We start from the raw sequence: 26616 nt of genomic DNA on the forward strand, positions 1-26616 counted from the left end.
TTCACTCATCAAACGCCCCACGTTGATAAGCAGCATACTCGGCCGACCCGGCGTGGTGACGGCGCAATTGCGTCGCCCATCCCGCTTCCGCGTCCTTATCGCCCAGCTTATGCTGCACCTTAATCGCGAGCCACAGCACATCGGCCGTCAGGCTCTCCATCTTTGCCACCTTGTTCAGGCGGGTGATGAAGAAATTGGCGCGCACATAATCGCCCTTCTCAACATACACCCTGGCCAGATTGGTGTTGGTGGCCGGCAGGTCGGGCGTCAACTGCAAGGCTTGCAGCAGATAACGCTCCGCGCTGGCGTAATCCTTGATCTTCAAAGCGCACGAACCGGCGTTGTTGGCGGCACTGGCCGGCGAACGATAGGCGCGGTTCTTCAGGGCCGCATCAAACAGCGGCAAGGCTTCCTTCGCGCGCCCGGTCTGGCACAGGAAGGAACCGTAATTATTGTCCAGTTCGGGGTTGGACGGAGCCAGTTTGCGGGCGCGGACGAAGTTGTCTTCGGCCAAGGCGATTTCGCCCATTTGCTGGTAAATCAGGCCGCGCATGCCGTAGCCGTCGGCGTAATTCGGGTCGGCCGCCAGCGCCATCTTGACCTCATCCAGCGCCACCGAGTACTGGCCTTGCTGGAAGTAGCCGATCGCCAGTTGCATGCGGATGTCGACCTTGCGCTGCACGGCGGTGGCGTCGGAGGTGGTGGTCAGCTCGGCCTTGTTGCTGCCCGACGAAGCACAGCCGGCCAGCGCCCCTGCCACGCAGAGCGCGACGAGACTGAGCCGGCTACGCTGCGCCAGGAAGGTCATCAGGAACGGATCTCCACGATCTTGCCGAAGTTGGCACCGAACTTGTTCTGATATTCGGCCATTTTTTCCATCCGCTGCTGAACCTTGGTGCGGTCCTGCACTTCGCCGGCCAGCTGGCCGCAGGCGGCGTCGATATCGTCGCCACGGGTTTTGCGGATGGTGGTGACGATGCCGGCATCCAGCAGCACTTGCGCGAAGGCGCTGATGCGCGGGTTCTTCGAACGCAGCAGCCCTGATTCCGGGAACGGGTTGAACGGAATCAGATTGAATTTGCAGTGCACGCCGTACTCGGGGTGCTGCACCAGCGCCACCAGTTCGCGCGCGTGCTCGTCGCTGTCATTGACGCCATCCAGCATGCAATACTCGAAGGTGATGAAGTCGCGCGGCGCAAACTCGATGTAGCGCTTGCAGGCGGCCATCAGCTCCTTGAGCGGATATTTTTTATTCAGCGGGATCAGGCCGTTGCGCAGCTCGTCGTTGGAGGCGTGCAGCGAGACCGCGAGCGCCACCGGCACTTCCTGCGACAGCTTGTCGATCATCGGCACCACGCCCGAGGTGGACAGCGTGACGCGACGGCGCGACAGGCCGTAGGCGTTATCGTCCAGCATCAGCTTGAGCGCGGTGGCGGTCGGATCGAAGTTCAGCAGCGGCTCGCCCATGCCCATCATCACCACGTTGGTGATCTGGCGTTCGCCTTTCGGGCCGGGCTCAATGCCCTTGGTGCGGCGCAGTTCGAATTCGGCCATCCATAGCTGGCCGATGATTTCGCCCACGCTCAGGTTGCGGCTGAAGCCTTGCTTGCCGGTCGAGCAGAAACGGCAGTTGACGGCGCAACCGGCCTGGGTGGAAATGCACAGGGTGCCGCGATTCTCTTCTGGAATGTACACGGTTTCCACGGCATTGCCGTTGCCGACGTCAACCAGCCATTTGCGGGTGCCGTCGGACGAGGTATGGTCGCTGATGATCGCGGGGGCTTTGATCTCGGCGCGGGTTTTCAATTTATCGCGCAGCGACTTGGCCAGGTCCGTCATGGCGTCGAAATCCGAGGCGCCGAATTGATGGATCCAGCGCTGCAGTTGCTTGGCGCGGAACGGTTTCTCTCCCAACTCGGCGCAATAGGCGATGAGCTGCGCGGGATCGAAATCCAGCAAGTTGATCAGAGGTGCGTTCATATGTGGGTTCAAAACAGTACTAATCATTTATCCCGTTTCCGCACCGCAGTGCGGAAACGGAACCTATACAAATTACTTACCGAAGAAGTAAGCGATTTCAACAGCGGCGGCTTCTACCGCGTCCGAGCCGTGAACGGCGTTGGCGTCGATCGAATCAGCGAAGTCAGCGCGAATGGTGCCTTTGTCGGCTTTCTTCGGATCGGTGGCGCCCATCAGTTCGCGGTTTTTCAGAACGGCGTTTTCGCCTTCCAGCGCTTGAATCATGACTGGACCCGAAACCATGAAGTCCACCAGGTCTTTGAAGAAACCGCGCTCTTTGTGAGCGGCGTAGAAGCCTTCAGCTTCTTCACGCGACAGTTGCTTCATTTGAGCGGCAACGATCTTCAGGCCAGCTTCTTCGAAGCGGGTGTAGATTTTGCCGATCACGTTTTTTGCAACTGCGTCAGGTTTGATGATCGACAGGGTGCGTTCGATTGCCATTTGAAAAACTCCAATAAAAAGAAAGGTTTAAAACGAAATTGATAATCCAATCAACCTTTGATTTTACCATAGATGACCCCATATTCCGAAAAACAGCAATAGATAAGCTGGCAAGGGCGCGGGAAATTCCTTTGCAAATGAAGTTTAAGTCGGTATTAAGTGCATTTTAGGCATGTTTTTGCGTATTTTGGACGCAACGTGCTATGCTCTTATCAAAGCTGTAAACCCTATCCTTTACTGGAGGCATTATGAACAACATGCAAAACACCTACGATCTGGCGGGTAGCCGCCGATTGGTACAGCACAACGTGCTGCGCAATACTTACTGGCTGCTGGCCCTGTCGATGGTTCCGACCGTCTTCGGCGCGGTGCTCGGCGTCGCCCTGCATCTGCCACTGAGTGGCGGGCTGATGGCGCTGCTGTTCCTCGGCATCGCCTTCGGCTTCATCTGGGGCATCGAGAAGAACAAGGATTCCGGCCTCGGCGTCGCGCTGCTGCTGGGCTTCACCTTCTTCATGGGCCTGTGGCTGACGCCGCTGCTGTCGCGCATCCTCGGCTTCTCCAACGGCGGCTTCCTGATCATGACCGCGTTTGGCGGCACGGCGGCCGTGTTCGCGACCTTGGCTTCGGTGGCCACCGTCTCCAAACGTGACTTCTCGGGCATGGGCACCTGGTTGTTCGCCGGCTTGGTGATCCTGATGCTGGCCTCGATCGCCAACATCTTCCTGGGCATTCCGGCGCTGGCGATTGTGATCTCGGTGGTGGCGATCGGCATCTTCTCGGCCTACATCCTGTATGACGTGCAGCAGATCGTCAACGGCGGCGAGACCAACTACATCCGCGCCACGCTGCGGATCTACCTGGACGTGTACAACATCTTCACCAGCCTGCTGTCGCTGCTGGGCATCTTCGGCGGCAACCGCGACTAAGCTTCACCGCTTCCCCAAAAAGCCGGCTCCTGCCGGCTTTTTTATTGTCCATCACTTTGTGTCGCCAGCTACAGACTGCCGCCCCGGACCTGGAAACTGGCGGTGGCAACCGGCTTGTCATCGTTGTCGACCAGCGCCAGTTGATGTTGACCTGGTGTGGGGCGCCAGCTGTAGCTGGTGGCGGCCTGGCCTAGCGCTACGCCGTCCAGCTTCCATTGCAGGCCTTGGCCGCCCTGCGCCTGAAAGAAAACGCGCTGGATCGCGTCCGGAATATCCGGGTCGAGCGCGATGATGGCTGAGTCGCCGGGATACAGGATTTTCGGCGCGCGGTGCTGGTCCTGCGCCAGCGCGATGACCGGGCTTTCGGTGCCGGCGATGAACCATTCGTTGCGCGCCGCTTCCAGCGCCGGCTGATACGCGATCTGCTGTCGCAGCACGCCGGCCGGCGGCTTGGGCGCGTGGCTGATCTGGCCGCGATTGAGATAGTCCATCACGTCGCGCCACACCGGCGCCGCCCCGCTGACGCCGGAAACATCCCACATCGACTGCCCGTCAAAATTACCAACCCAGACGCCGACCGTGTACCTGTCCGTGTAGCCCACGCACCAGTTATCGCGCATATCCTTGCTGGTGCCGGTTTTGACTGCGGCCCAGAACGTGGTTGCCAGTTCGTTCTTCAAGCCGAAGGTGACGCTGCGCGCGGCGCGGTCGGCCAGGATGTCGCCGATGATGAAACTGGCGCGCGCGTCCAGCACCCGGCTGGCCGGCACGGCGGCGGTTTTCGGCGCCAGCGTCACCGCGCCGTACATGCCGCCGTTTGCCAGCGTGCGATAGGCGTTGGCTAACTCCAGCAGCGAGACCTCGGCCGAGCCAAGCGCCAACGAATAGCCGTAGTATTCAGCGGGCTGTGTCAAGCTGCTCAGCCCCACGGCACGCAGACGCTCGTGAAAGCGCTCCATGCCCGTCATCACCAGCGTGCGCACTGCCGGCACGTTAAGCGAACTGGCAAGGCTGGTGCGCACGCTGACATAGCCTTTGAAGTTCTTGTCGTAGTTCTGCGGAATATACATGCCGGAAGGCGTGGAGATATCGATGGCCGTGTCGTCCATCAGCGAGGCCGCTGTCAGCTGCTTGCGCTCCAGCGCCAGCTCGTACAGAAACGGCTTGAGTGTGGACCCGGCCTGCCGCAACGCCGCCACACCATCCACTTCGCCGCCACCGGCGTTGCCGACATAAGCGAGGATCTCGCCGCTGGCGTTATCCAGCACAATCACCGCGCCGTCGTTCACATTGCGGCCTTGCAGCGCGGCCAGCTGCTGACGCAGCACATTCTGCGCATAGCGCTGCAAGCCCGCATCCAGCGTGCTGCGCACCGATTGTCCGCTACGCGTCAACAGCTGCTGCGCCACCTGCGGCGCCGGAGGCAAATTGGCCGCCAGTTGCGGACGACCCATCGCCACCACAATCCGCAGCTGAATCTCGTCGCAGGTCGACGGCAGACGCAGCTCCCGCGCCAGGCCGCATGCGCGCTGCGACACCACCTTCTGCCCTGCCGACGGCCCGCGCAGCAGGCTGGCAAGGATCACCGACTCGCTCAGATCCAGCCCCGACGGCGCCTTGCCAAACATGCCGCGCGCCGCCGCGCCCACGCCTTGCAGCTCGCCGCGATACGTCACCATGTTCAGGTACACTTCCATGATCTGCCGCTTGCTCCACTGCGCATCCAGTTCGCGCGCGGCCTTCACCTGATCCCACTTCTGGCCCCAACTGCGGCCTTTGGCGACCGGCTGCAAGGCCGGATCGAGCAAGGCCGCCAACTGCATGGTGATGGTCGACGCGCCGCGCGGCCGGGTGCGGAACAGGTTGTCCCACGCCGCCTGGGCCGCCGCGTTCCAGTCCACGCCGTCATGCTGATAGAAACGCTGGTCCTCAGCCTGCAATACCGCCGCCGGCAGCGCCGGCGAGATATCGTTCAACGCCACCCACGGCAGGCGCCGCACCGCCATGTCGATGCGCAGCGACTGAATCGGCTCGCCATGCCGGTCCAGCAGCTCCGCGTCCGACGAGCGATACGCAGCCCGCACCTCCTCGAACGTCGGTGCCGCGTGGGCGGCGCCGGCCAGCGCCAGTGCCAGTGCGGCGATGATGAAAACTGTCCGCTTCATTTCACGGTAATCGCTGCATTCGGCATCGCGCCAAACATCTCGGGGCTGTACATCGCCTCGACACGCGTTGGCGGCAGGTTGAACTGGCCAGGGTTATTCAAGCGCACAGTGTACTCCACGCTCCATTTGCCTTTCGGGACAAATTGGTAGAACGCGCGGTAGCCTTCAAAGGTCCGCTCCTGGAAGGCCGGATACGCCCAGCCGGTGGCCGCCTCGCCGCCGGTCATCAGCTTCGAATCGCCGCCCAGACCGGAGCCCAGCACCGTGGCGCTGGCGGGAATCGGATCGTCCACCACCACCCAGGTCATATCCGACTGCGCTTCCAGATCCAGATGCACCCGATAGACATCGCCACGCGACCATGCGCCTTTCACCTTCTGCTCGACCGGCGTGATGGTCTTGGCGATGCGGTAGCCGCTCGACAGCGGCGCCTTGAGCGGCACCGCCGACAAAGTCTGCACCGTCGCCCACGGCTTGCCGGCGCCCGTGTGATCCAGCGCCAGCTGGCCGCCGCCACCGCGCGGCCAGGGCAGCATCGCCGTGCCGCCAGCAGGGTCGCCACCAAAGGCGATGCTCTTGCTGGCGTTGCCCAGCGTGACCGCTGCCGTGCCGCTTACCTTGTCTTTCTCGAACAGCGCCGAGAACTTGTCGATCGCCAGCACACCCCAGGCATTCGCCACGGTCGTGCCCCAGCGACCTTTCCGCTGGCGTCCCAGCGCGCCACGCGCCAGGCGACCGATATCCGCTTTCCATGCCGGATTGTCGGCCATGGTCAGCAGCAGGCGGTTGGCGTTGCTGTCGGCGGAGGACATCAACCACCACCAGTCGTCGGTGCGCTCGGTGGAGAAAGTCATGGTCGTGCCTTGCAAATTCAGGCGTGAACGCAGAATCTGATCCGCCTCCTTCAGGCGCTGCGCGCGCTGCGGCAGCTTCTCCGAGCGCTGCAAAATCTGATACCAGTCGATGACGGCGGATGTCGGCCACAGATTCGGCTGTACCGTGAACGACTCCAGATCATCCGCGTGCACCTGCCGCGTGCGTGAGATGGCCTCCAGCGCGGCGATCTTGCGCACCGCCAGATCGGCCGTCGGCAAAGCCGAGTAGCGCACCACTTTGCCGTGCACAAAAGCCAGCAGGCCAGACTCCATGCGGCCGCGCAGGTCTGCCGGAATCTCATAGCCCGCTTCGGCCGCCGCCGACAGCACATAGGCCGTCAGCGTATCGCTGCCCTCATACATCGTGGCGAAATACTTGATCAGGCCATCAGAGTCCAGATGCGCCGGCAGCGTATCGACCGCCGACTGCCACATCGCCCGATCATGCAGCGAGATCGAGCGCGAAGTCACCTGTTCGAAGCAGCGGTACGGATACTTCTGCATGTACGCCTGCACGCCCGGCAGATCGCCGCCCAGCGATGGGCTGAACTGCACCTGCACGCCGCCGCGTCCCGGCACCGCGTCATCCGGCAGCGCCACCTGCATCGACTGCTTGCGGTCCAGTTGCAGCAGCGTCGCCTGCATCACCGTCACCGGCACGGCCGGCACCACCTTCTGCTTGATCTTGATGCGGTCCGTCGACGCCGCACCGCCGCCCTCCACCGCCGCGCTGACATCCCAGTCCAGCGTGCTGACGCCCACCGGCACCTGCACATCCCAGCCGATTTCGCGCGCCTGCCCCGGCTCCAGCGACACCGATTGCGGCGCCAGCGCCTTGCCGCCCGCGCTGGCGCTCAGCGTCGCCTTCACCGGCGCCTCGGTGGTATTACGCAGCGTGAAGCCGGCGCGCAGGCGATCGCCCTCGCGCACCAACGCCGGCAGGCCGGAAAGCAAAATCAGATCCTGCGAACTGCGCACCTCTGTGCGGCCGGTGCCGAACAAATCCGCCTGCGCGTTGGCGATGGCGACGATGCGGAACGCTGTCAGCGAATCGTTAATCGGCACCTGCACCGTGGCTTCGCCTTTCGCATCCAGCGTCACGCGCGCCTTCCAGAACAGCAGCGTATCGAACAGCTCCCGTCCCGCGCCCTTGCCGCCACCACCGCCGGCCGGCACCGCCTTGCGGCCGAAGTGACGCTTGCCGACCACCTGCATCTGCGCGGTGGCCGTGGTCACCTGCAGGCTGCGCTGGCCCATCATTGCTTCCAGCAGATCCCAGCTGGTGTTGGGCATCAGCTCCAGCAGGCCGACATCGACGGCGGCCAGCGCCACTTCCGCGCCAGCCGGCGGCGCCGAACCATCCGGCAGCGTGACCTTGACCGCCACGCTAGCCTTGTCGCGCACCTTGTACACCGGCTTGTCCGCCGTGACCTGCACCTTCAGTTCATTGGCCGACCAGCCCACGCGCAGCGGCGCTATCCCCAGCTTGTAGGCCGGCTTGCCCAAGTCGACCAGCGCGGTCGGCTGCACGCTGTTCACACGGCCGCGCACCACCAGCGCCGAGACGTAGACATTCGGCGCGTACTGCTTCTTGACCGGGATCGTGAACACCGGCTCCTTGCCGCTCAGCGGACGGATGTAGGTATCAATCACGCCCTCGCGCTCCACCGTCACCAGGGCGGTCGCTTCGCGGAACGGCATGCGCACCTGGAAGCTGGCCATTTCGCCAGGCTCGTAGCGCTTTTTTTCGGGCAGCAGATCGATGCGGTCGTTGTCGGTGGCGGCGAACCACCAGTCTTCGCCATCGGCCACCCAGGTTTCGCGATGGGCGACAGCGGCGCGCTGCTGCGCGTCCTGCGTCTTCGCGCGCAGAATCAGGTTGCCGGATGCCGGCGCCTTCACCTGGCAAATCAACAGCCCCTTGTTATCGGTCTTGCCCTCGCACGCCGCGCCCAGCGCTTTGACTTCGCTGCTATTCTCGTATGCATAGAAGCCGCCGATCAAACGGCGACGGTGCGAGTACGACAGGCGCTGGAAGAAGTCCACCGCCACCGGCGCATCGGCCACCGGATTGCCTTGCAGGTCCAGCACCGCCACCGTGAATTTCAACGCGTCCTTGCTTGCCACCCAGCCGTCCGGCTGAATGCCGATCACATACGCGGACGGCCACAGTGGAATGCGCGTAGCGGCGGACAGCGTTTCGCCGTTGGCGTCCTGGAAGGTCATCTCGGCCATCACTTCCTTCGGCGTCTGCACTTCCGGCAGCTGGTCCAGCGTGACGCGGGCGCCACCGGCCTTGTCCAGATTCAGGCTGCGGGTCTTGATGTTGGCCGGGCCTGTGACTTCGCCATCTTCGCCCTCACCCTCGACCATGCCTTCGTCATCATCGAAGGTGCCGGCGTTCTTTTCGGCGCCGACCTTCACATCGCCGTTGCTGAAGCTGAAGTCCGCGTAATCGGCGAAGCTGACGCTCTTGTCCTGCACCACGGTGCGCAACTGCACCGGCGCGTCGCCCGCGCCGCCGCCCGACAGATAACTGAGCTGCATGTCCAGATCCACCGACGAGGCGCGGATAGCCGGCGTCTTCGGCCCTTGCAGCAGCGCCTTCATGGTCGGCACGCGGAACTGTTCGACGCGGAAGCGGCCCGCCGCGCGGCCGCTCAGCATCAGCTGATACCAGCCTTGTTTGGCGTCGGCCGGAATAGTCCACGTGCTCTCGGCCGAACCGCTGGCATGCCACTTGATCGGCACATCGTATTTCTGTTCGCTACCCTCGTGAATGACGTGCAGCGTGCCGTCCTGCTCTTTTGCCGCCAGCACGATGCCCTGCTCCACATGGCGGCGCAGGAAGTGCTTCATGTGCACCGTTTCGCCGGCGCGTAGCAGCGTGCGGTCGAACACCGTGGTGGCGATGACGTTATCGGCGCCGCCATAGCCGCCCGGCAGATTGAAGCGCCAGGTCTCGATGCCGCGATCCCAGTCGGACAAGGTGAACGTCATGTCCGCGCCCAGTCGCGCGCTGACGAAGTAGCGGCCATCGTTGTCCTTGCGCGAGGTTGGCAGTTCTTTGCGGATGTGCGCCAGACCGCCGGCATCGGTCATGCCCTGCCACAGCAAATTACCGTCGTAATCGCGCACCGCCACCTGCGCCTGCGGCACTGGCTGGCCCTTGTCCAGCGACGTCACCCAGACCACCGACGATTCGGCGCCGTGCTTGAAGTGCGCCACCATATTGGTCACCAGCGCCGCCGTGCTGACGTAAGCCTGTTTGCCTACGCCCAGCCCCGCGCCCAACCGGGGACTCGCCAGCTCCACCACATAAAAGCCCGGCTTGCGCAGCGGGATGCCGACGACTTCCATCGCCCGCCCGCCATTCGGCTTGGGCATGACGAAGCGTTCGACCTTGCCGGCTTTAGCGTCCAGCAGCTGCTTGCCCAGACTGTCGCCCCATTGTTCCTGCGGCTGCCAGTTGTAGCTGGTGCCCATGCGCTTGAGCCATCCGATGACTTGCTGATCGGCGTCGCCGCCTTCATTCACGCGCAACGCGGCGCCATCCACCTTGCTGCCCGCCAGCCGCGCTTCAACATTGCGCACCGTAACCGGCAACAGCTTGTCGCCTTGAACCTCGATGATGCCGAAGCGCGCCGGGAACTTGACCAGCGGCGGCTGCGCATCGGTGCGGATCGCCATCGGGAAACTGGCCTGATTGACCAGCGCGCGGCCGGCATCGTCCTTCAGCTTGACCGGCAGCGACAAGGCCAGCTTCGCGCTCTCTGGGAAAGGCCCCTTGAAGTTCAGCCATTGCAGATACTCGGACTTGTCCTCTTCCTTGTCGACGGTGGGCTTGAACACCTTGCCGCCGGGGCCAGTGATCCTGACAGCCAGCGCGTCGGCGCGCGCCACCGGTGCCGAGAAATTCAAGCGCATCGGCAGGAACGGAATGCAGCCGCCATCGGCGGACAGCCTGTCGCAACTGAAGCGCGCGCTGAAGTCCGGCCGCGTGTTGAAGGCCAGCGTTTGGTCCTGCGTGGTGACGATGCCGCTGTCGGCGGCGATGCCGGCGCCCCACACCAGCGACACATTGGCGTCGGCCGGCAATGGACGCTGGCACTGCAGCACCACAATCGGCAACTTGTCGAGCCGCTGGTTATTGACCTTGCCGGTGGCGCGCCACACCACGCCGCGCGCCTTGAAGTACAGCGACAGATAGCGCTCGGTGAACGCCTTGCGCAGCTCCATCACGCGCTGGCGCTCCGCGCCCTGCAGCAGCCGCACGCCGATTTTCTCGTTGATGCCGGCGGCCTGGCACCATGCATGGGCGGCGATGGTCTGTTCATTGGCCGGCGCGTCGAGACCCAGCACGAAAATCTGCTGCTCGTCGATGGCGCCGGCGCCGTCACGCGGCGCCGCTTCCACCACCGCCGGGCCGCCGGTGTCAAAGGAGAACTGACGCTCGCCGCTCAGTGGCTTGCCGGTGATGTCTTTGACGTCATCCTTGAGCGTGAAGCGGCAAGCCACGCCGCCCGGCAGGTCGCGCGCGAAATCGTAGCTCCAGTTTTGGCCATCGATCCAGCGGCCCTTGCCCTCTTCCGGACAATCGACGGTGAACGGATCGCCCAGCCGCATATCGCCCAGCGGGACCATCTGGCCGCTGAAGCGCGCGGTCACCTGGCGCACGCGCTTGACGGTGTCCTTGGGGGAAAACGAAATAACGGAAGTCTCGGCCAGAACGGCCAGCGGCAGGCTGCTGAACGCAGCCAGCGCGATGATGCGGAACAGGAGGCGCATGCCAACTCCAGGCGCTGATTAACAATCAGCTAAGTCTTGCGCACGCCTCCGGCAAAGTCAATTATATTAGAATAAAAACATTAGATCAGATCGAATACCGCCATCGATTCGACGTGCGAGGTGTGCGGGAACATGTTGACCACGCCGGCTTTATCCAGCTTGTAGCCGGCCAGGTTGACCAGCACATTGGCGTCGCGCGCCAAGGTCGATGGGCTGCACGAGACGTAAACGATGCGCTTCGGCAGGAATTCCGGATTGGTTTTGCGCAATTCCCCCAGCGCCAGCGACAGCGCCATGGCGCCATCGCGCGGCGGGTCGATCAGCATGCGGTCGAATTTGCCCAGCGCGATCAAATCTTCCGGCGTCACTTCAAACAGGTTGCGGTTGTAGAAGGTGGTTTTGCCATCCAGGCCATTGGCCTTGGCGTTGCTCAGCGAGCGATCGGTCAGCGCCTGGCTGCCTTCGATGCCGACCACTTCGCGTGCCAGCGTCGCCAGCGGCAGCGTGAAATTGCCCAGGCCGCAGAACAGGTCGGCCACGCGGTCCTCAGGCTGCACATCCAGCAGGCGCAGCGCCTTGTGCACCAGCACGCGGTTGATATGGTGGTTGACCTGGGTGAAGTCGACCGGCTTGAACGGCATGCGCACGCCGTATTCCGGCAGCAGGTAATGCAGCTCCGGCTCCAGCGGGTAGAACGGCGCGGCGGTTTCCGGGCCCTTGGTCTGCAGCCAGAACTGTACTTTGTACTGATCGGCGAAGGCTTTGAGCTTGACCTCGTCGTCGGCAGTCGGCGTCTCCATGACGCGCAGCACCAGCGCGGTGACGTCTTCACCGATCGCCAGTTCGATCTGCGGGATCTGGTTGAACAGCGTCAGCGAACCTATCAGCGCGCGCAACGGCATGAACATGTCCGACACATGTTTCGGCAGGATCTGGCAGCTCTTAATATCGGCCACGAAGATCGATTTCTTTTCCTTGAAGCCGACCAGCACCGTCCCCTTCTTCTCCACCCAGCGCACCGACAGGCGCGCGCGGTAGCGGTAGCCCCAGGTCGGGCCGTACATCGGACGCATGATGTTGTCGGCGGTGACTTTGCCGATGTGCCACAGATTATCTTCCAGCACACGCTGCTTGATCGCCACCTGCGCGCTCGGCTCGATGTGCTGCATCGAGCAGCCGCCGCAGTAGTCGAAATGCACGCACTTCGGCTGCACCCGCATCGACGATTCGCGGTGCAACGCGGTCATGCGAGCCGCTTCCCAACTCTTCTTTTTCTTGAACGTTTCAAAGCTGACGCGCTCGCCCGGCAGCGCGCCCTCCACGAACACCACTTTGCCCGGCGTGCCGTCTTCGTTGTCCTGCAGGTGGCCGACGCCGCGAGCGTCCATGTCGAGCGATTTAATGTCGATGGTATTTTCTTGCATAACGTTTAATCTTGAATGGGAAATGGCAGACGCCGGCATTGCGCCGGGCCGTAATGATAGCAGAATGGGAAGGGTCTACAGCAGGGAATCGCGGACCACGCCGCGCGCGGCCATGGCCCGCTTCAGTTTGACCAGCGCTTCCTGCTGGATCTGGCGCACCCGCTCGCGCGTCACGCCCATCTCCTCGGCCAGGGTTTCCAGCGTGGCCGGATCGTCGTTGTCGAGGCCGAAACGGCGCATGATGACGATGCGCTGCTTGTCCGGCAGCTTGGTCAGCCAGTCGCGCACCAGCAAGGTCATTTCGTGGTGCTCGGCGCGGGCGTCGGGGCTGTCTTCGCTGTCGCCGGGCAGCATGTCCATCAGCGACGATTGCGGATCGTTGTCGAGCGGCGCGTCCAGCGAGGTGGCGTGTTCGGACAGCGCCAGGATATCCTGCACCTCCTCCACCGGGCGGCCGACCAGCTCGGCGATGTCCTCGGCGGTGGCGTCCTTGCCGTTGTGATGCTGCGCTTCGAGATGGTATTTGCCGCGCAGGATCTGGTTCAGCTCGCGCACCATGTGCACCGGCAAGCGCACCGTGCGGGCCTGATTCATGATGGCGCGCTCGATGCTCTGGCGTATCCACCAGGTGGCGTAGGTGGAAAAACGGAAGCCGCGCTCGGGCTCGAACTTGTCGATGGCGCGCATCAGGCCGATGTTGCCCTCTTCTATCATGTCCAGCAACACCACGCCACGGTTGATGTAGTGCTTGGCGATCGACACCACCAGCCGCAGATTATGCTCGATCATGGTCTGGCGCGCGCTGAAGTCGCCGGCCTTGGCCAGCGTGGCGTAATGCACTTCCTGCTGCGCCGTCAGCAACGGCCGGGTGCCGATCTGGTTCAGATAGTGCTGGGTGGTGTCGGTGGACAGCTCGGCCGCCAGCACTTTTTTCAGCTCGTCGACGCTTTCGAGCACCGCGCCGCTCTCCGGCTGGTCAGCCTCGTCCGCACCATCGAGGACCACATCCTCGCTCTGCTCGTCGCGGAAATCGTCCGGGAGCGAGTCGTCATCGATCTGATCGTGCGGCGTAGAGGTCATGGTCAGCTAGCGGTTAGGCAGGAATCTGGACGGGTCCACCGGTTTGCCCTGCTGCCGGATTTCGAAGTGCAGCTTGACGGAGTCGGTATCGGAATCGCCCATTTCCGCGATCATCTGTCCTTTGCTTACGCTCTGCCCTTCCTTGACCAGAATGGTCCGGTTGTGCGCGTAGGCCGACAACAAATTATTACTGTGCTTCACGATCACGAGATTACCATATCCGCGGATGCCGCTGCCGGCATACATTACTTTTCCCGCGCCGGCAGCCACGACTTGCTGGCCAGCCTTGCCGGCGATGTCGACGCCCTTGTTCTTGCCCTCGTCAAAGGTGGCGATCACCTTGCCGTCGGCCGGCCAGACCCAGCTCAGGGCGGCATCGTCGGCCGCCAGCGCCGGCCCGGCGGGCACAGGCGGTGGTGCGGTCGGACGGGTAACGGCCGGTGCCGGCGCGGTGGCCGGCGCGGTGGCCGCCGTGGCGGGCGCGGTGCCGCCTTCCTTGCCGTTTTCGGTGCGCTGCAATTCGGCCAGATTGGCCTCGGTGTACGGTTTTTTGTCGCCTTTCGGGCCATTCTTCTTGACCACCGGCGCCGGCGGCGGCGTCTTGTCGGACGGCGGCATGACGATGGCGGCGGTTTCCACGCCCGGGCTATTGGGTGCGCTATCAGGCGGCGCCACGCGCAGCACCTGATCGACCTTGATGTCGTTCGGGTTGGCCAGATTGTTCCAGGTCACCAGATCGCGGTAATTCTGGCCGAATTCCAGCGCGATGCGGATCAGGGTATCGCCTTTTTTGACAGTGTACAGGCCGCGCTCGTCACGCGCGACCTGCGCCGTTTCGCTCGGCGTGGCGGGTTTGACGGCGGGATGAACGGTGCGGTCGATGACCGGTGCTTGATTCGGAGTGGTCTGGCAAGCGCTCAGGAAGGCAAGCGCGAAGCTCATGGCGAGCAAATTACTTTTTTTTGTCATTCTCATCTTAGTGTCTAGTGGTTCGGGCGCTAAACCACGCCCGGACGCAACGGCACGAAGTGGCAATCTTCCAGTGTCTGGCTGGCCCACTCCGTCTTGCCGATGCGTGTAATCAGTTCCAAATGCTGCGCCCGGACGCCCACCGGGGCGACCAGGCGACCGCCGATGGTCAGCTGTTCCAGCAGTGCTTGCGGCACCTCCATCCCGGCCGCGGCCAGAATGATACCGTCAAACGGAGCCGCTTGCGGCAGCCCAAGCATACCATCTCCGTAATGCAGACGCAGGTTCGGCACGCGCAGCGGCCGCAGATTGGCCTTGGCCAGCTCGTGCAGGGGCTTGATGCGCTCGATGGAATACACCTCCTGCGCCACGCAGGCCAGCACCGCCGCCTGGTAGCCGCAGCCGGTGCCGATTTCCAGCACGCGCTTGAGCTGGCCGCCATTGCGCATCACCTCGATCATGCGGGCGACAATATAGGGCTGGGAGATGGTCTGGTGGTGGCCGATCGGCAGCGAGGCATCGACATAAGCTTGCGGCGCCAGCCCCTCGTCCATGAATATGTGGCGCGGCACCTGGTCCATCGCGCCCAGCACCAGTTGATCCTGCACGCCCTGGTTGGCGATGCGCTGCACCATGGCGCGGCGCACCGCCGCCGACACCAGCGCGCTGTCGCGCGGCGCGGCGGCCGGCGCCGGCTGGGCGCGCTCCAGTGCGTAACCATGTGATTTGGACGGCGTCGCCACCGGACGCGGCGCTGGATGCTGGGGTGGCGCGTAGCGCGCCGCGTTCTGGGTGGCGGTTTGCGGCGTCGCCACCGGTGCAAATACCGTTGCCTTCCTGGCCCCCTTGTCTGTTACCGAGGACAGCGGCAAAGGAAAGGTACGGTTTTTTTCGGTCATGCCAGCGCCTTTGCCAGTGCGTCAAGTTGCGTTTTATGGGTCAGATCGATTTGCAGCGGAGTGATCGACGTGCGGCCGGCCGTGACGGCATGAAAATCCGTGCCCTCGCCGGCATCCTTGCACGCACCCGGCGGGCCGATCCAGTAGATATCCCTGCCGCGCGGGTCCTGGGCTTTGATCACCGGTTCCGACTGATGGCGGCGGCCGAGCCGGGTGGCGACCACTTGATTAAGCTCATCATAAGGGCGGTTCGGTATATTCACGTTCAGCAGATAGGGACGCGGCAACGTTTCATAATAGCGCTGGACGATGTCGCGTGCGTGACGCGCGGCGTCCTCTATATGTTCCCAGCCGTAAGTGCCTTGCGAAAAGGCGATCGCCGGAATGCCGAACAGATAGCCCTCGGTGGCGGCCGCCACCGTGCCGGAGTACAGCGTGTCGTCCCCCATATTGGGACCATTATTGATGCCGGACACCACCAGATCCGGCCGGTAGTCCAGCACGGCGGTCAGCGCCACGTGCACGCAATCGCTGGGTGTGCCGTTGACAAAATAAAAACCATTGGCGGCCTGCTGCACCGACAAAGGCCGGTCCAGCGACAGCGAATTGGAAGCGCCCGAACGGTTGCTGTCCGGCGCCACCACCACGATGTCGGCGATAGGGGCGAGCGCGTTGGCCAGCGCATTGATGCCAGGCGCCAGGTAGCCGTCGTCATTGCTTATCAGGATTCTCATACAGCAGATTTTACCCGAAGCAATGGCCGCACTGCGCGTGCCGGTCGCCTCCTTTTTGTATAAATTTTCGTCAACGCGGCGTGCCGCGGGTGTCGGCCAATTGCAGGTCCAGCGCCAGCAACTCCTCCGGCGTGCGCGGCCACTGGCTGTTGGCCATGGCCGGCTTGCGTGGCGGCTCCGGCCGCTCCAACGCCTCCCTGTAGTCGTCCATGGCGGCATCCTGATGTAGTTCGGGTACCAGCGTCGCCTCGTCCGCCGGCACGCCCATCTGCAACTGCACATCGATCAGTTGCTCGCGGGCGTTGCGGGTTTCCACATGCTCGGCGCCCAGCCGGCCCAGCTGGGTTTGCAGCACCGCATCCAGCAAAATGTGTGCGCCCGGCAAATCTTGCATTTGAAGCAAGGTACGCGCCAGCGTCGCCTTGCTGCGCAAAGTGTCGGCATGGGCGCTGCCCAGCATGCGCTCGCGCGCGGCCAATACCTGTTGCTGCACCGCGCGTGCCTGTTCCAGCTCGCCGCGCTGTATCAGCAGGTCGGCGCGCGCCGCCATGCTGACCAGCGTTTGCAGGTGATCGGCGCCCAGCAGGCGGGTATACGTATCCAGCACGCTGTCTTGCAAAGCCAGCGCCTCGCCCAGCCGCCCCTGCAAACCCAGCGTATGCGCCAGACTGCTGCGCGCCGCCAGCGTGTCGACATGTTCGACGCCCAGCATGCGCTCGCGCGCCTCGACCACGCATTCCTCCAGAAATCGCGCTTCGTCCAGCCGCCCGATGTGACGCAACACCTGCGCCAGACGCATCTTGGTGGCCAGGGTGTCCGGATGATCCTCCCCCAGCCCACGTTGTCGTAGCGACAAGCTTTCCTCGAAACTGGCCAGCGCCGACCGCGACTTGCCCTCGCTCCGATACAGCTCGCCCAGCAGATGCAAGTCGCGCGCCAGCGGCTGCCAGGCGGCGCGCGCCGCCGCCCCGCCCTCGTCCAGCAACCGGCGCGCCTCAGCTATCGTGCCCAGCAACTGGATTTCCGCCCGCGACTGCCATGGAAAGTAGCCCGGCGCCAGCCAGGCCAGGAAGGCTTCGAAGGTGCGCGTCAGCGAAAACCGGTCGCCGCCCTGATCCTGACGCACCGCGACCTGCTCGCCGCCGGGCAAGCTGCGGGTCTGCTGCAGCTGGACTTCGTCGAAATAACTTTCCAGCGACACATGCTGCATGCCGTAGGAATCGCGGATCAGGTCTTCAAAGCTGGGCTGGTAGCCGAGAATGTGCTGGGAGGCATCGCCACGCCGCCATTGCGCGCGCAGCAGGTCGTCACCGATGTCTATCCGCGAAGGCAAGGGATAGACCAGCAGCGGCCGTTGCTCATCCTCATGGCTGCGACGGTAGGTGGTGGCGCGCGCCACCATGTCCTCCACGCCCTCCAGACTCTGGTGACTGGGCGCGAACACCAGCACCAGCTTGCGCGGCAGCAAGGTGGTGCAAATGCCGGCGCTATCGGTGCGGCCGGTGCGGGAATCGACCAGTACATGGAGGAAATGCCGCGCCAGCCGTTGGCCAAAGCAGCGGTACAGCGGCGGACAGCAATTAAATAGGTCGTCCCAGCGCATGGCGGCCAGCCGCTCCGGGTAGCTGTCGTCGAAGCGGCCGGCGCGCATCAGATACAGCTGGCTGCCGTGGTCGACGCGGCTGACATAATGCTCCCAGCTCACCTCGGCCAGCACGGCCTCGGCCAGCGCTTCGCCCGCCAGCTCGGGCGCGGCCAGCCGCAAGCGCTGCAGCTGCTCGCGGCAAGCCTCGAAAAATTCCAGCACGCCGGGCTTGGCTTCTGCGCCGGCGTCAAAATAGTGATGCAGGCCGGGCGCCTCCAGATCCCAGTCAATCATCAGCACCGGCGCGGTGGCGTTCTGCTGTCGCGCCAGCAACACGGCGATATTGGACAAGGCCATGGTGCGCCCGGTGCCGCCCTTATATGAATAAAAAGTAATAACCTCGCCGCTGGCGCTCAGCGGCGGCAATGTCAGGGAGGTGAGTTCCATGGCATACCTTTAACGTGGAAATTGTGGAGGAGGAATGGCACGCCATTCCGGCGGGATGTCAGGCAGCACGAAACGGCTGCAGTCATGCTCGGGCGGCGTGCATCGTTTTAGACAGTGGTAGTGCTCGGCAACGCGGTGGACGATTTTTTCAATGTCCGGGAGGAAATCTGGATTGGTCTTCAAGTCGCCGCTGGCCAGCGTGTAACGCGAAAAATCGACGTACATGCCAGGACCGGTGATCTGCAGCGGCAGGCCGACCGGGTGGCGGGTCATGATGACGGGGATGATCAAATGGCTGGGCAGCGTGTACCACTGGCGCCGCTCCCGTTCGATAAGTTGCATTGCTGCAAACTCGCGCCGGGTGTAACCATGCGCCTCATACTTGGGTGTATAAATGACAATCATGCAAACGCTCTCACACAAGGCGCGGGCGATTTTCTGGTCGATGTCGTCGCCACCGCCAAGTTGCTCACCGTCAACAAAGAGCTCGTCCTCGTTGTCGAAGTGGGGTTCGAGATAGCACTTCAAGGCATCGACCAGGTCGTCCTTGAATTTGCTCATGTAAGCATGCTGGCCATGTGCATAACTGAAAAAGCAGCCGTGACGGATAGTCATGATATCCCTCCTACGTTTAACCAACTCTAACAATCCTTTGTGACGGGACTTTGAGGCAGAACAAACGTGCGGCAGGCCGAACTTTGCGCAAACGGCTGGCGCTTTGCGGTATCATCGAAATATAACGACCGTTCTTTTTTATAACCAAGGAGACCAGAATGAAAGCTGTGGTGTGCGAAAACTGGGGCGTGCCGGATACGCTAAAAGTGCAAGAATTGCAAGATCCACAGCCTGGTCCGGGCCAGGTGGTGATCGAGGTGCAAGCGGCCGGCGTCAATTTTCCGGACGTGCTGATCGTGCAGGGAAAGTATCAATTCAAGCCCGAGCTGCCGTTCGTGCCCGGCAGCGAGGTGGCCGGCATCATCCGCTCGGTTGCTGATGATGTGACAACTTTCAAGCCCGGCGACCAGGTCATCGCCTTCACCGGTGGTTTTGGGCAACAGCTGTTAGCACCGGCACAAGCACTGATACCCATGCCGCCTGGCATGGATTTCGACACGGCGGCCGCCATCACCCTCACCTATGGCACCTCGTATCACGCGATTGTGGACCGGGCCAAGCTAGAAAATGGTGAGAACATGCTAATTCTTGGCGCGGCTGGCGGGGTCGGACTGGCCGCGATTGAGATAGGAAAAGCCCTTGGCGCCCGCATTATTGCTTGCGCCTCGACCGATGAGAAGCTGGAAGTCTGCCGCCAGCACGGTGCCGACGTGCTGATCAACTACAGCACCCAGGATTTGCGCGAGGCGGTGAAGGCGGCGACCGGCGGCAAGGGGCCGGATGTGATTTACGATCCGGTTGGCGGCGATTATGCGGAGCCGGCGTTCCATTCGATTGCGTGGGGTGGACGATATCTGGTGGTGGGCTTCGCCAACGGCGAAATCCCGAAATTGCCACTCAATCTGACCTTGCTCAAAGGTGCGTCACTGGTCGGCGTATTCTGGGGCGAATTCACCAAACGTAATCCAAAAGGCAATATGGCGAATATGCGCCAGTTGCTGCAATGGTTGCATGAAGGGAAGATCAAGCCGCTGGTATCCGCTCGCTATCCGCTGGCACAAGCGGCCCAGGCCTTGAACGATATGGCGGCCAGGAAGGTGACCGGCAAAGTGGTGGTATTGCCTCAAGAGTAACAGACAACCGCGCCGGCGACCGCCACATCGGGTCGCCGGCGCGGCGAATTTTATTACTGGAAGTTACTGCTCGGAATACTTGTTTTTGAAGAAGTCGAGCACGACTTGCTGTTCGCGCGTGCGTTTGAACGCCGGCAAACTCTGCCAAATTCGCTTGCCGTAAGGCTTGGAAATCACGCGCGGATCGCACAACATCAGCACGCCCTGGTCTTTTTCATCACGAATCAGACGGCCGGCGCCCTGCTTCAGATTGATGATCGCTTCCGGCAAAGTGTGGTGCATAAAGCCATTTTTGCCCTGCTTTTCCATCACCTCGATGCGGGCCGCCAGCACCGGATCATCGGGCGGCGCGAATGGCAATTTATCAATAATCACCAGCGACAAGGCGTCGCCGCGCACGTCCACGCCCTCCCAGAAACTTTGCGATCCGATCAACACGCCGTTGCCGGCCTTGCGGAATTGATCCAGCAATTCGGTGCGGCCCTTGTCGCCCTGAATGAACAATGGGAACGGCAAACCGCGCTTCTCAAACTCGTCGCGCAGCACTTCGGCGGCCCGTTTGACCGCGCGCAAAGTCGTGCACAAAAGGAAAGTTTTACCACCGGCGGCCTCGATCACCGGCAAGGCCAGGTTCAGTACCGCGTCGGTATAGCCGAAGGAATTCGGGTCCGGCAAGCCGGTCGGCACATACAAAATGCCCTGTTCTTCGTAGTTGAACGGGCTGGGCCAGGAGCGCGACGGCTCGTCGCCCAGGCCCATTTGCTCGGAGAAATGGCTGAAATCGTTCTTCACCGCCAACGTTGCCGAGGTAAAAATCCAGCTGCGCGGCACGCCTTCGCGCTGGCCATTGAAGATCGGCGCGATCGACAGCGGTGTTTTGTGCAGCTGCAAGGACGAGGTATAGGCCTCGACCCAGAACACGGCCTCCTCGCCCTTGGCGACCTTGGCCTTGGGGTCAAATTTCCACGCGCCCAGACGCTGCTGCAATTCCAGCCCGCGCTGACGGCATTGCTCCAGCGTTTCGGCGCGCTCGGCCTGCTTGTCCAGCACCGCCACCATGCCGTCCAGCTCATCCTTGAGCTTTTCCAGTGCCGGGAAGAAATCGCTGGAGGGCGCGATCTGCGGCAACGACAGCCGTACGATGTCTTGGGGGAAAGTCAGCCGCAGATCGCGCGCGGCTTTTTCCACCACCGTCACCACCTTGCCCCAGTCGGCGCCATCGCGCGCCTGCGACAAGCCTTCGGCCAGCACATCGCGGCACAGTTCCAGCACCTGGGAGGTGGAGAAGGTGTCGCCAAAGAACAGCGTGGCGGTATCCGGCAGCTGGTGCGCCTCGTCGAAGATGATGGTGTTGGCCGATGGCAGCAGTTCGGCCACGCCGGAATCCTTCAGCGCCACATCGGCAAAGAACAGGTGATGGTTGACCACCACCACGTCCGCCTGCTGCGCCTCCTTGCGCGCCTTCATGACGAAGCAATCCTGGTAATACTGGCATTCGGCGCCCATGCAATTGTCGCGGGTCGAGGTCACCAGATTCCACACCGTGGCGTTTTCCGGCACCCGGGCCAGCTCGGCCTTGTCGCCGGACTTGGTCATTTTGAGAAAACGCGAGATTTCACGCAAATAACCAACATCGTCGCGCGAGGTCATGCGACCATTCTGCAGCGTGCGTTCCAGATGGTAGTGGCAGACGTAGTTCGAGCGCCCCTTCAGCAGCGCCACCGAAACCGGCGCCTGCAGGGCATTGCGCACCGCCGGGATATCGCGCAGGAACAACTGGTCCTGCAAGTTCTTGGTTCCGGTCGACACGATGGTTTTGCCGCCCCACAACAGCGCCGGCACCAGATACGCGAAGGTCTTGCCCGTGCCCGTGCCGGCCTCGGCGATCAGCGTGGTCTGGCTGGCGATGGCGGACGCGATCGCCTTGGCCATCTCGGTTTGCGAGCGGCGTGGGCGGAAGTCGCCAACGGCCGGCCCCAGCGGACCGCCAGCTCCGAACAGGCGCTCGACCTCGGAGTCATACTTGCCGGGGGGCTGTTCTGGAGTGGCGCCGATGATGGCGGGCGTGGCTTCGGGGGACGGTGGGAGGTGTTCGGTCAAAATAAGTCGTTATGCCTACGCCGGAACGTCGGGCACCAATTGCATTTTTAGCAGAGTGATATGGTCTTTCAGTTGCAGTTTGCGCTTTTTGAGGCGCCGCAATTGCAGTTGATCGTGGTGACCGTCCAGCGTCAGCATGGCAATGACCGCGTCCAGGTCGCGGTGCTCAACATCAAGTTCAATCAAACGACGCTGAATATCTTGTACATCAGTCATATTTCTCAACCAAATAGTTTCACCGGAACAACACCAATTGCGTACCCGTTGCATACAAACTGCGACCCGGTGCATAGTTTAATCTACGGCGCGTCCGCCGCCAACAAATGATCTTATGAGCGCCTACAAAATAGAAGCCGGGACCGCCCAGCACATCGGCAATCGGCCGCAACAGAACGACCGCGTGGCGCTGTACACCGCCGCCCAGGCGCCCGGTTACGTGATGGCGGTGCTGGCCGACGGCAACAGCAGCCCGCTGGTGTCCGACCAGGTACTGCTGACCAGCAAGCACTTGTTCGACGAATACCGCGTGGGCGACAGCGTCAACCTGCCGCGCTTGCAGCAGCTGCTGGCCAATATTGCGCTGGAAGTGCATCAGATGGTCAAAATGAATCCGCTGGCGGCGGCGACCGAGCCGCAGGCCGCGCTGGCGCTGATGGTGCTGACGCCGCAAGCGCAACTGGTGTGGGCGCATGTGGGCGATGCCCGCGTCTACCGCTTTCGCGGCGAAGCCTGCGCCATGCGCAGCAATGACACCGCCTATGTCGAACACCTGGTCAATCACGACAAGCTGCCGCTGGAGGCGGCCAAAAAACACCGCGCCTCGCGTCTGCTGAACAATGCGCTGGGCAATCGCCTGAAAGACCCCTACGTCAGCACCGGCAGTTACGAAGGCTTGCAGGCCGGCGACGCGCTGATGCTGTGTTCGGATGGTCTGTGGCAGTTGTTTCGCCCCGAAGAACTGGCGGCGGCGGTGGCGCGCAACACGCCGCGCCAGGCCGCCGAACGCCTGATCAACAAAGCCGGCGAGCGCGCCCAGGGCAAGGGCGATAACGCCTCGATGGCCATCATCAAGCTGGTGTCGCCGCCGCCGGAAGCGCCCGGCTACACCGTGCAGAAGATGCGCAGAGCCGTCTGAACCGTCTGATTACTGCTTGGCCGGCGCCTGCTTCTGGGCTTCGGCCTTCTTGCGTTCGGCTTCGTCGCGCTCGGCGGCCTGCTTGGCCTTCTCGGCGTTTTCCGCCATCTTGCGTTTCACTTCGGCCTGACGGCGCTCCGACTCCACCTTTTTACGCTCGAACGCTTCCACGTTGGCGGCGCGTTTGGTGGCGTTGGCGGCGTCCTCGCGCTCCTGACGCTTCACCTTATCTTCATGCTGGGCTTCACGCTCGGCCACGCGCGGACCGGAGGCCGGCTTGGGATCAGCATGCTCTTCCTTCGGCGGCTTGGGCGGCTGGGCGGCGCGCAGCGCGGCTTCCTCGGCATCCTTGCGGGCGCGCTCGGCCAGATCGGCATCGCGCTTGGCGACCGAGTCGACCCGCTTGAAATGCTCGGCGTCGACCTCGCGCGCGCGGATCTCGGCAAGCGCCACGCGGCGCTTTTCCTTGGCCTTGTCCAGGCAGTTATTGACGAAAAACTTGGTATAGCATTCGCGCTCGCTGGTGGCGAATTCGGCGTGCGTGGCCTCGCGGTCCTTGGCCACTTTCGCCAGCGCGACGTTAGCTTCGTCGACCGATTTCACACCTTCGGCTTGCGCCGTGGCGGCTGCGCTCAGCATCGCCAGCGCAATCATGATTGCTTTCATATTCTTATCCTTACGCCAGCGATGCGGCAGCGCCACGCTGCTGGCGGTTCATGTATTCCTGCGACTGCATTTCGACGATACGCGACACGGTGCGATGGAATTCGTTGGCCATGGCGCCGGTGGTGTACAGCTCTTCCGGCTCGACCTCGGCCGACATCAGCAGCTTCACGCCCTGGTCGTAGAACACGTCGATCAGCCAGGTGAAGCGGCGCGCCTCCGACGACATCGAGGCCGACATCATCGGCACTCCGGACAATATCACGGTATGGAAGCGGCTGGCGATTTCCAGGTAATCGTTCTGCGAGCGCGGGCCGCCGCACAGGGTGTTGAAGTCGAACCAGATGATGGTGCCGGCGCGACGCAAGGCGCGGATTTCGCGCGCCTCGATGCGGATCACCGGATCTTCATCGGCGGTTTCGGCCACGCTGGCGTAGGCGTCGCGCAGCGCCTTGTCGGTCTGGGCGTTGAGCGGCGTGTAGTAGGCTTCCACCTGCTCCAGCGCGCGACCGCGATAGTCGATGCCGGCGTCGATGTTCATCACGTCCAGCTTCTCGTACAGCAGCGCGATGGTCGGCAGGATGCGGTCGCGGTGCAGGCCGTCCGGATACAGCAGCTGCGGATCGTAGTTGGAGGTCATGATGAAGGACACGCCATTGTCGAACAGCGCCTTCAGCAGGTTGTACATGATCATGGCGTCGGCCACGTCCGAGATGTGGAACTCGTCGAAGCAGATCAGCCGGTATTTCTTGGCGACGCGTTTGGCCACCTCGTCCAGCGGGTCGGCCACGCCGCGCAGCTCGTCGAGCTGGCGATGCACATCGCGCATGAATTCGTGGAAGTGCAACCGGGTCTTGCGCACCAGCGGCACCACCGAGAAGAAACTGTCCATCAGGAAGGACTTGCCGCGCCCCACTCCACCCCACATGTACACGCCCTTCGGCACCGCCGGGCGGTTGATCAGGCGTTTGAAGGTACTGGAGCGCTGTCCCTTGTACTCCACCCATTCGTCATAGCATTGCTGCAGACGGGTGATCGCGCGCTGCTGCGCTTCATCGGGCTTGTAGCCGCGCTGTGACAGCGCGTTGTGGTAGTACTCTTGGACGTTCATAGTGTTCATTCTGCACAAACAAAAATGGCGGGCCATGGCGGCCCGCCCTGTAGCCCAGCTAAATCAGGCTTAGAAGTTCAGCGTACGCTTGTCGATCGCCAGCGCCGCTTCTTTCGTTGCTTCCGACAGCGATGGGTGAGCGTGGCAGATGCGCGCGATGTCTTCCGCCGATGCCTTGAACTCCATCGCCACCACGGCTTCCGAAATCAGTTCCGAAGCCATTGGGCCGATGATGTGCACGCCCAGGATTTCGTCGGTGGTCGCGTCAGCCAGGAACTTGACCATGCCCGAGGTATCGCCCAGCGCGCGTGCGCGGCCGTTGGCCAGGAATGGGAAGGTGCCGGCTTTGTACGCCACGCCTTCGGCCTTCAGCGTCTGTTCGGTTTTGCCGACCCAGGCGATTTCCGGCGAGGTGTAGATCACCCAAGGGATGGTGTTGAAGTTGGTGTGGCCGTGCTGGCCAGCGATACGCTCGGCCACGGCAACGCCTTCTTCTTCCGCTTTGTGCGCCAGCATCGGGCCACGCACCACGTCACCAATCGCCCATACGCCTGGCAGATTGGTTTTGCAGTCGTCGTCGACGGCCACGAAACCACGCTCGTCCAGCGCCAGACCGACTTTATCAGCGGCCAGGCCGTTGGTGTTCGGGGTACGGCCGATCGACACGATCAGCTTGTCGAACACGGCGGTGTTGGCTTCGCCTTTGGCGTTATCGAATTCCACGGTGACGTTGTTGTCGCCCTTGGTGACTTTGTTGATCTTGCAGCCCAGGTTGATGCTCAGACCTTGCTTGGTGAACAGCTTGTTGGCTTCCTTGGCGATCTGCTCGTCAACTGCGCCCAGGAAGGTCGGCAGACCTTCCAGCACGGTCACTTCCGAACCCAGACGACGCCATACCGAACCCATTTCCAGGCCGATCACGCCGGCGCCGATCACGCCCAGTTTTTTCGGCACGGCCGCGATGTCCAGCGCGCCGGTGTTCGACAGGATCAGTTGCTCATCGAACTCCGCGCCTGGCAAAGCACGGGCGTTGGAGCCGGTGGCGATGATCACTTGCTTGCCGGTGATCGACTCGTTGGCAGGCGCGCTGATGGTCAGCGGGTAGCCTTCGGCGGTAGCGGCGCCAGCGAAGGCGGCGCGGCCGTGGAAGAAGGTCACTTTGTTTTTCTTGAACAGGTACAGGATACCGTCGTTGTTTTGCTTCACAACGCCGTCCTTACGCTTGATCATCTGGCCCAGGTTCAGCGACAGGCCGGCGACGTCGATGCCGTGCTCTTTGAACGCATGGCCGGCGTGCTCGTAGTGTTCCGACGATTGCAGCAGCGCTTTGGATGGGATGCAACCAACGTTGGTGCAGGTGCCGCCTGGAGCAGGACCGCCCTTTTCATTTTCCCATGCGTCCACGCAGGCTACCGAGAAGCCCAGCTGCGCTGCGCGGATGGCGGCGATGTAACCGCCAGGACCGGCGCCGATGACTACTACGTCAAATTGTTTGCTCATGTTT

Annotated in this window: 20 protein-coding genes; 3 read left to right on the plus strand and 17 right to left on the minus strand. The window is 62.6% G+C overall.

The features are described 5' to 3' along the window. Window position 1: 1 nt before the first annotated feature. The 3 genes from pilW to ndk all read right to left on the minus strand — a co-directional run bounded on the left by pilW (window position 2) and on the right by ndk (window position 2460). Window positions 2–808, minus strand: coding sequence for a type IV pilus biogenesis/stability protein PilW (gene pilW, locus GJ699_RS04045; RefSeq protein ID WP_154373370.1), 807 nt, complete (start codon window positions 806–808; stop codon window positions 2–4). Beyond that, a complete protein-coding gene (gene rlmN, locus GJ699_RS04050; protein WP_154373371.1) occupies window positions 808–1980 on the minus strand; it encodes a dual-specificity RNA methyltransferase RlmN in 1173 nt (390 codons plus the stop codon). The genes pilW and rlmN overlap by 1 nt, the downstream gene beginning before the upstream one ends. A gap of 72 nt (window positions 1981–2052) precedes the next feature. Continuing rightward, window positions 2053–2460 carry a nucleoside-diphosphate kinase gene (gene ndk, locus GJ699_RS04055; protein WP_072780823.1) on the minus strand — a complete coding sequence of 136 codons (408 nt, stop codon included), beginning with the start codon at window positions 2458–2460 and terminating at the stop codon, window positions 2053–2055. A 248-nt stretch (window positions 2461–2708) separates the two neighbouring features. Between ndk and GJ699_RS04060 the strand changes: the two genes are divergently transcribed. Continuing rightward, window positions 2709–3389: a Bax inhibitor-1/YccA family protein gene (locus GJ699_RS04060; protein WP_154373372.1), complete on the plus strand. Its 681-nt coding sequence runs from the start codon at window positions 2709–2711 to the stop codon at window positions 3387–3389. Window positions 3390–3457: 68 nt separating this feature from the next. Here the strand turns inward: GJ699_RS04060 and pbpC are convergent, their stop codons facing one another. The 9 genes from pbpC to GJ699_RS04105 all read right to left on the minus strand — a co-directional run bounded on the left by pbpC (window position 3458) and on the right by GJ699_RS04105 (window position 18970). Beyond that, complete coding sequence (pbpC, locus tag GJ699_RS04065) at window positions 3458–5554, minus strand: penicillin-binding protein 1C (protein WP_154373373.1); 2097 nt, start codon at window positions 5552–5554, stop codon at window positions 3458–3460. Continuing rightward, the gene (locus GJ699_RS04070) at window positions 5551–11217 is read right to left on the minus strand and encodes an alpha-2-macroglobulin family protein (RefSeq protein WP_154373374.1); all 5667 of its coding nucleotides are present in this window, start codon (window positions 11215–11217) and stop codon (window positions 5551–5553) included. The genes pbpC and GJ699_RS04070 overlap by 4 nt, the downstream gene beginning before the upstream one ends. A gap of 80 nt (window positions 11218–11297) precedes the next feature. After that, window positions 11298–12641 carry a 23S rRNA (uracil(1939)-C(5))-methyltransferase RlmD gene (gene rlmD / locus GJ699_RS04075; RefSeq protein WP_154373375.1) on the minus strand — a complete coding sequence of 448 codons (1344 nt, stop codon included), beginning with the start codon at window positions 12639–12641 and terminating at the stop codon, window positions 11298–11300. 75 nt (window positions 12642–12716) lie between these two features. Further along, window positions 12717–13721, minus strand: coding sequence for an RNA polymerase sigma factor RpoS (rpoS, locus tag GJ699_RS04080; RefSeq protein WP_154373376.1), 1005 nt, complete (start codon window positions 13719–13721; stop codon window positions 12717–12719). Window positions 13722–13727: 6 nt separating this feature from the next. Beyond that, entirely contained in the window at window positions 13728–14690 is a 963-nt protein-coding gene (locus tag GJ699_RS04085) for a peptidoglycan DD-metalloendopeptidase family protein (RefSeq protein WP_154373377.1), read from the minus strand. Window positions 14691–14719: 29 nt separating this feature from the next. Next, on the minus strand, window positions 14720–15589 hold the full coding sequence (locus GJ699_RS04090) for a protein-L-isoaspartate(D-aspartate) O-methyltransferase (protein ID WP_154373379.1): 870 nt from the start codon (window positions 15587–15589) through the stop codon (window positions 14720–14722). Then, complete coding sequence (gene surE / locus GJ699_RS04095; protein ID WP_154373381.1) at window positions 15586–16323, minus strand: 5'/3'-nucleotidase SurE; 738 nt, start codon at window positions 16321–16323, stop codon at window positions 15586–15588. Before surE ends, GJ699_RS04090 begins: the two co-directional genes overlap by 4 nt. Before the next feature lie 70 nt (window positions 16324–16393). After that, window positions 16394–18355, minus strand: coding sequence for a KGGVGR-motif variant AAA ATPase (locus tag GJ699_RS04100; RefSeq protein WP_154373383.1), 1962 nt, complete (start codon window positions 18353–18355; stop codon window positions 16394–16396). Between the two features lie 9 nt (window positions 18356–18364). Then, window positions 18365–18970 carry a toll/interleukin-1 receptor domain-containing protein gene (locus GJ699_RS04105; protein ID WP_154373385.1) on the minus strand — a complete coding sequence of 202 codons (606 nt, stop codon included), beginning with the start codon at window positions 18968–18970 and terminating at the stop codon, window positions 18365–18367. Window positions 18971–19128: 158 nt separating this feature from the next. Between GJ699_RS04105 and GJ699_RS04110 the strand changes: the two genes are divergently transcribed. Next, on the plus strand, window positions 19129–20103 hold the full coding sequence (locus GJ699_RS04110) for an NADPH:quinone oxidoreductase family protein (protein WP_154373387.1): 975 nt from the start codon (window positions 19129–19131) through the stop codon (window positions 20101–20103). A 63-nt stretch (window positions 20104–20166) separates the two neighbouring features. On the opposite strand, the gene yoaA is transcribed toward GJ699_RS04110, so the two are convergent. Next, window positions 20167–22203, minus strand: a complete 2037-nt coding sequence (gene yoaA / locus GJ699_RS04115) for a DNA repair helicase YoaA (protein ID WP_154373389.1) — start codon at window positions 22201–22203, stop codon at window positions 20167–20169. 15 nt (window positions 22204–22218) lie between these two features. Next, window positions 22219–22419, minus strand: a complete 201-nt coding sequence (locus GJ699_RS04120; protein WP_154373391.1) for a YdcH family protein — start codon at window positions 22417–22419, stop codon at window positions 22219–22221. 115 nt (window positions 22420–22534) lie between these two features. Here GJ699_RS04120 and GJ699_RS04125 point away from each other — a divergent pair, with 115 nt between their 5' ends. After that, the gene (locus GJ699_RS04125; protein WP_154373393.1) at window positions 22535–23338 is read left to right on the plus strand and encodes a PP2C family protein-serine/threonine phosphatase; all 804 of its coding nucleotides are present in this window, start codon (window positions 22535–22537) and stop codon (window positions 23336–23338) included. A 9-nt stretch (window positions 23339–23347) separates the two neighbouring features. Here the strand turns inward: GJ699_RS04125 and GJ699_RS04130 are convergent, their stop codons facing one another. The 3 genes from GJ699_RS04130 to lpdA all read right to left on the minus strand — a co-directional run bounded on the left by GJ699_RS04130 (window position 23348) and on the right by lpdA (window position 26612). Next, window positions 23348–24004: a hypothetical protein gene (locus tag GJ699_RS04130; RefSeq protein WP_229261939.1), complete on the minus strand. Its 657-nt coding sequence runs from the start codon at window positions 24002–24004 to the stop codon at window positions 23348–23350. Window positions 24005–24014: 10 nt separating this feature from the next. Further along, complete coding sequence (gene zapE / locus GJ699_RS04135; protein ID WP_154373395.1) at window positions 24015–25112, minus strand: cell division protein ZapE; 1098 nt, start codon at window positions 25110–25112, stop codon at window positions 24015–24017. 69 nt (window positions 25113–25181) lie between these two features. Further along, a complete protein-coding gene (lpdA, locus tag GJ699_RS04140) occupies window positions 25182–26612 on the minus strand; it encodes a dihydrolipoyl dehydrogenase (protein WP_154373397.1) in 1431 nt (476 codons plus the stop codon). Window positions 26613–26616: the final 4 nt, after the last annotated feature.

Origin of the sequence: Duganella guangzhouensis, from assembly GCF_009674535.1 — a bacterium.
Lineage (GTDB): Bacteria > Pseudomonadota > Gammaproteobacteria > Burkholderiales > Burkholderiaceae_D > Rugamonas > Rugamonas guangzhouensis.

Excerpts from the sequence above, each read along its gene's own strand:
- pilW (WP_154373370.1), bottom strand. The coding sequence starts at position 808 with ATGACCTTCCTGGCGCAGCGTAGCCGGCTCAGTCTCGTCGCGCTCTGC.
- rlmN (WP_154373371.1), bottom strand. The coding sequence starts at position 1,980 with ATGAACGCACCTCTGATCAACTTGCTGGATTTCGATCCCGCGCAGCTC.
- ndk (WP_072780823.1), bottom strand. The coding sequence starts at position 2,460 with ATGGCAATCGAACGCACCCTGTCGATCATCAAACCTGACGCAGTTGCA.
- GJ699_RS04060 (WP_154373372.1), top strand. The coding sequence starts at position 2,709 with ATGAACAACATGCAAAACACCTACGATCTGGCGGGTAGCCGCCGATTG.
- pbpC (WP_154373373.1), bottom strand. The coding sequence starts at position 5,554 with ATGAAGCGGACAGTTTTCATCATCGCCGCACTGGCACTGGCGCTGGCC.
- GJ699_RS04070 (WP_154373374.1), bottom strand. The coding sequence starts at position 11,217 with ATGCGCCTCCTGTTCCGCATCATCGCGCTGGCTGCGTTCAGCAGCCTG.
- rlmD (WP_154373375.1), bottom strand. The coding sequence starts at position 12,641 with ATGCAAGAAAATACCATCGACATTAAATCGCTCGACATGGACGCTCGC.
- rpoS (WP_154373376.1), bottom strand. The coding sequence starts at position 13,721 with ATGACCTCTACGCCGCACGATCAGATCGATGACGACTCGCTCCCGGAC.
- GJ699_RS04085 (WP_154373377.1), bottom strand. The coding sequence starts at position 14,690 with ATGACAAAAAAAAGTAATTTGCTCGCCATGAGCTTCGCGCTTGCCTTC.
- GJ699_RS04090 (WP_154373379.1), bottom strand. The coding sequence starts at position 15,589 with ATGACCGAAAAAAACCGTACCTTTCCTTTGCCGCTGTCCTCGGTAACA.
- surE (WP_154373381.1), bottom strand. The coding sequence starts at position 16,323 with ATGAGAATCCTGATAAGCAATGACGACGGCTACCTGGCGCCTGGCATC.
- GJ699_RS04100 (WP_154373383.1), bottom strand. The coding sequence starts at position 18,355 with ATGGAACTCACCTCCCTGACATTGCCGCCGCTGAGCGCCAGCGGCGAG.
- GJ699_RS04105 (WP_154373385.1), bottom strand. The coding sequence starts at position 18,970 with ATGACTATCCGTCACGGCTGCTTTTTCAGTTATGCACATGGCCAGCAT.
- GJ699_RS04110 (WP_154373387.1), top strand. The coding sequence starts at position 19,129 with ATGAAAGCTGTGGTGTGCGAAAACTGGGGCGTGCCGGATACGCTAAAA.
- GJ699_RS04120 (WP_154373391.1), bottom strand. The coding sequence starts at position 22,419 with ATGACTGATGTACAAGATATTCAGCGTCGTTTGATTGAACTTGATGTT.
- GJ699_RS04125 (WP_154373393.1), top strand. The coding sequence starts at position 22,535 with ATGAGCGCCTACAAAATAGAAGCCGGGACCGCCCAGCACATCGGCAAT.
- GJ699_RS04130 (WP_229261939.1), bottom strand. The coding sequence starts at position 24,004 with ATGAAAGCAATCATGATTGCGCTGGCGATGCTGAGCGCAGCCGCCACG.
- zapE (WP_154373395.1), bottom strand. The coding sequence starts at position 25,112 with ATGAACGTCCAAGAGTACTACCACAACGCGCTGTCACAGCGCGGCTAC.
- lpdA (WP_154373397.1), bottom strand. The coding sequence starts at position 26,612 with ATGAGCAAACAATTTGACGTAGTAGTCATCGGCGCCGGTCCTGGCGGT.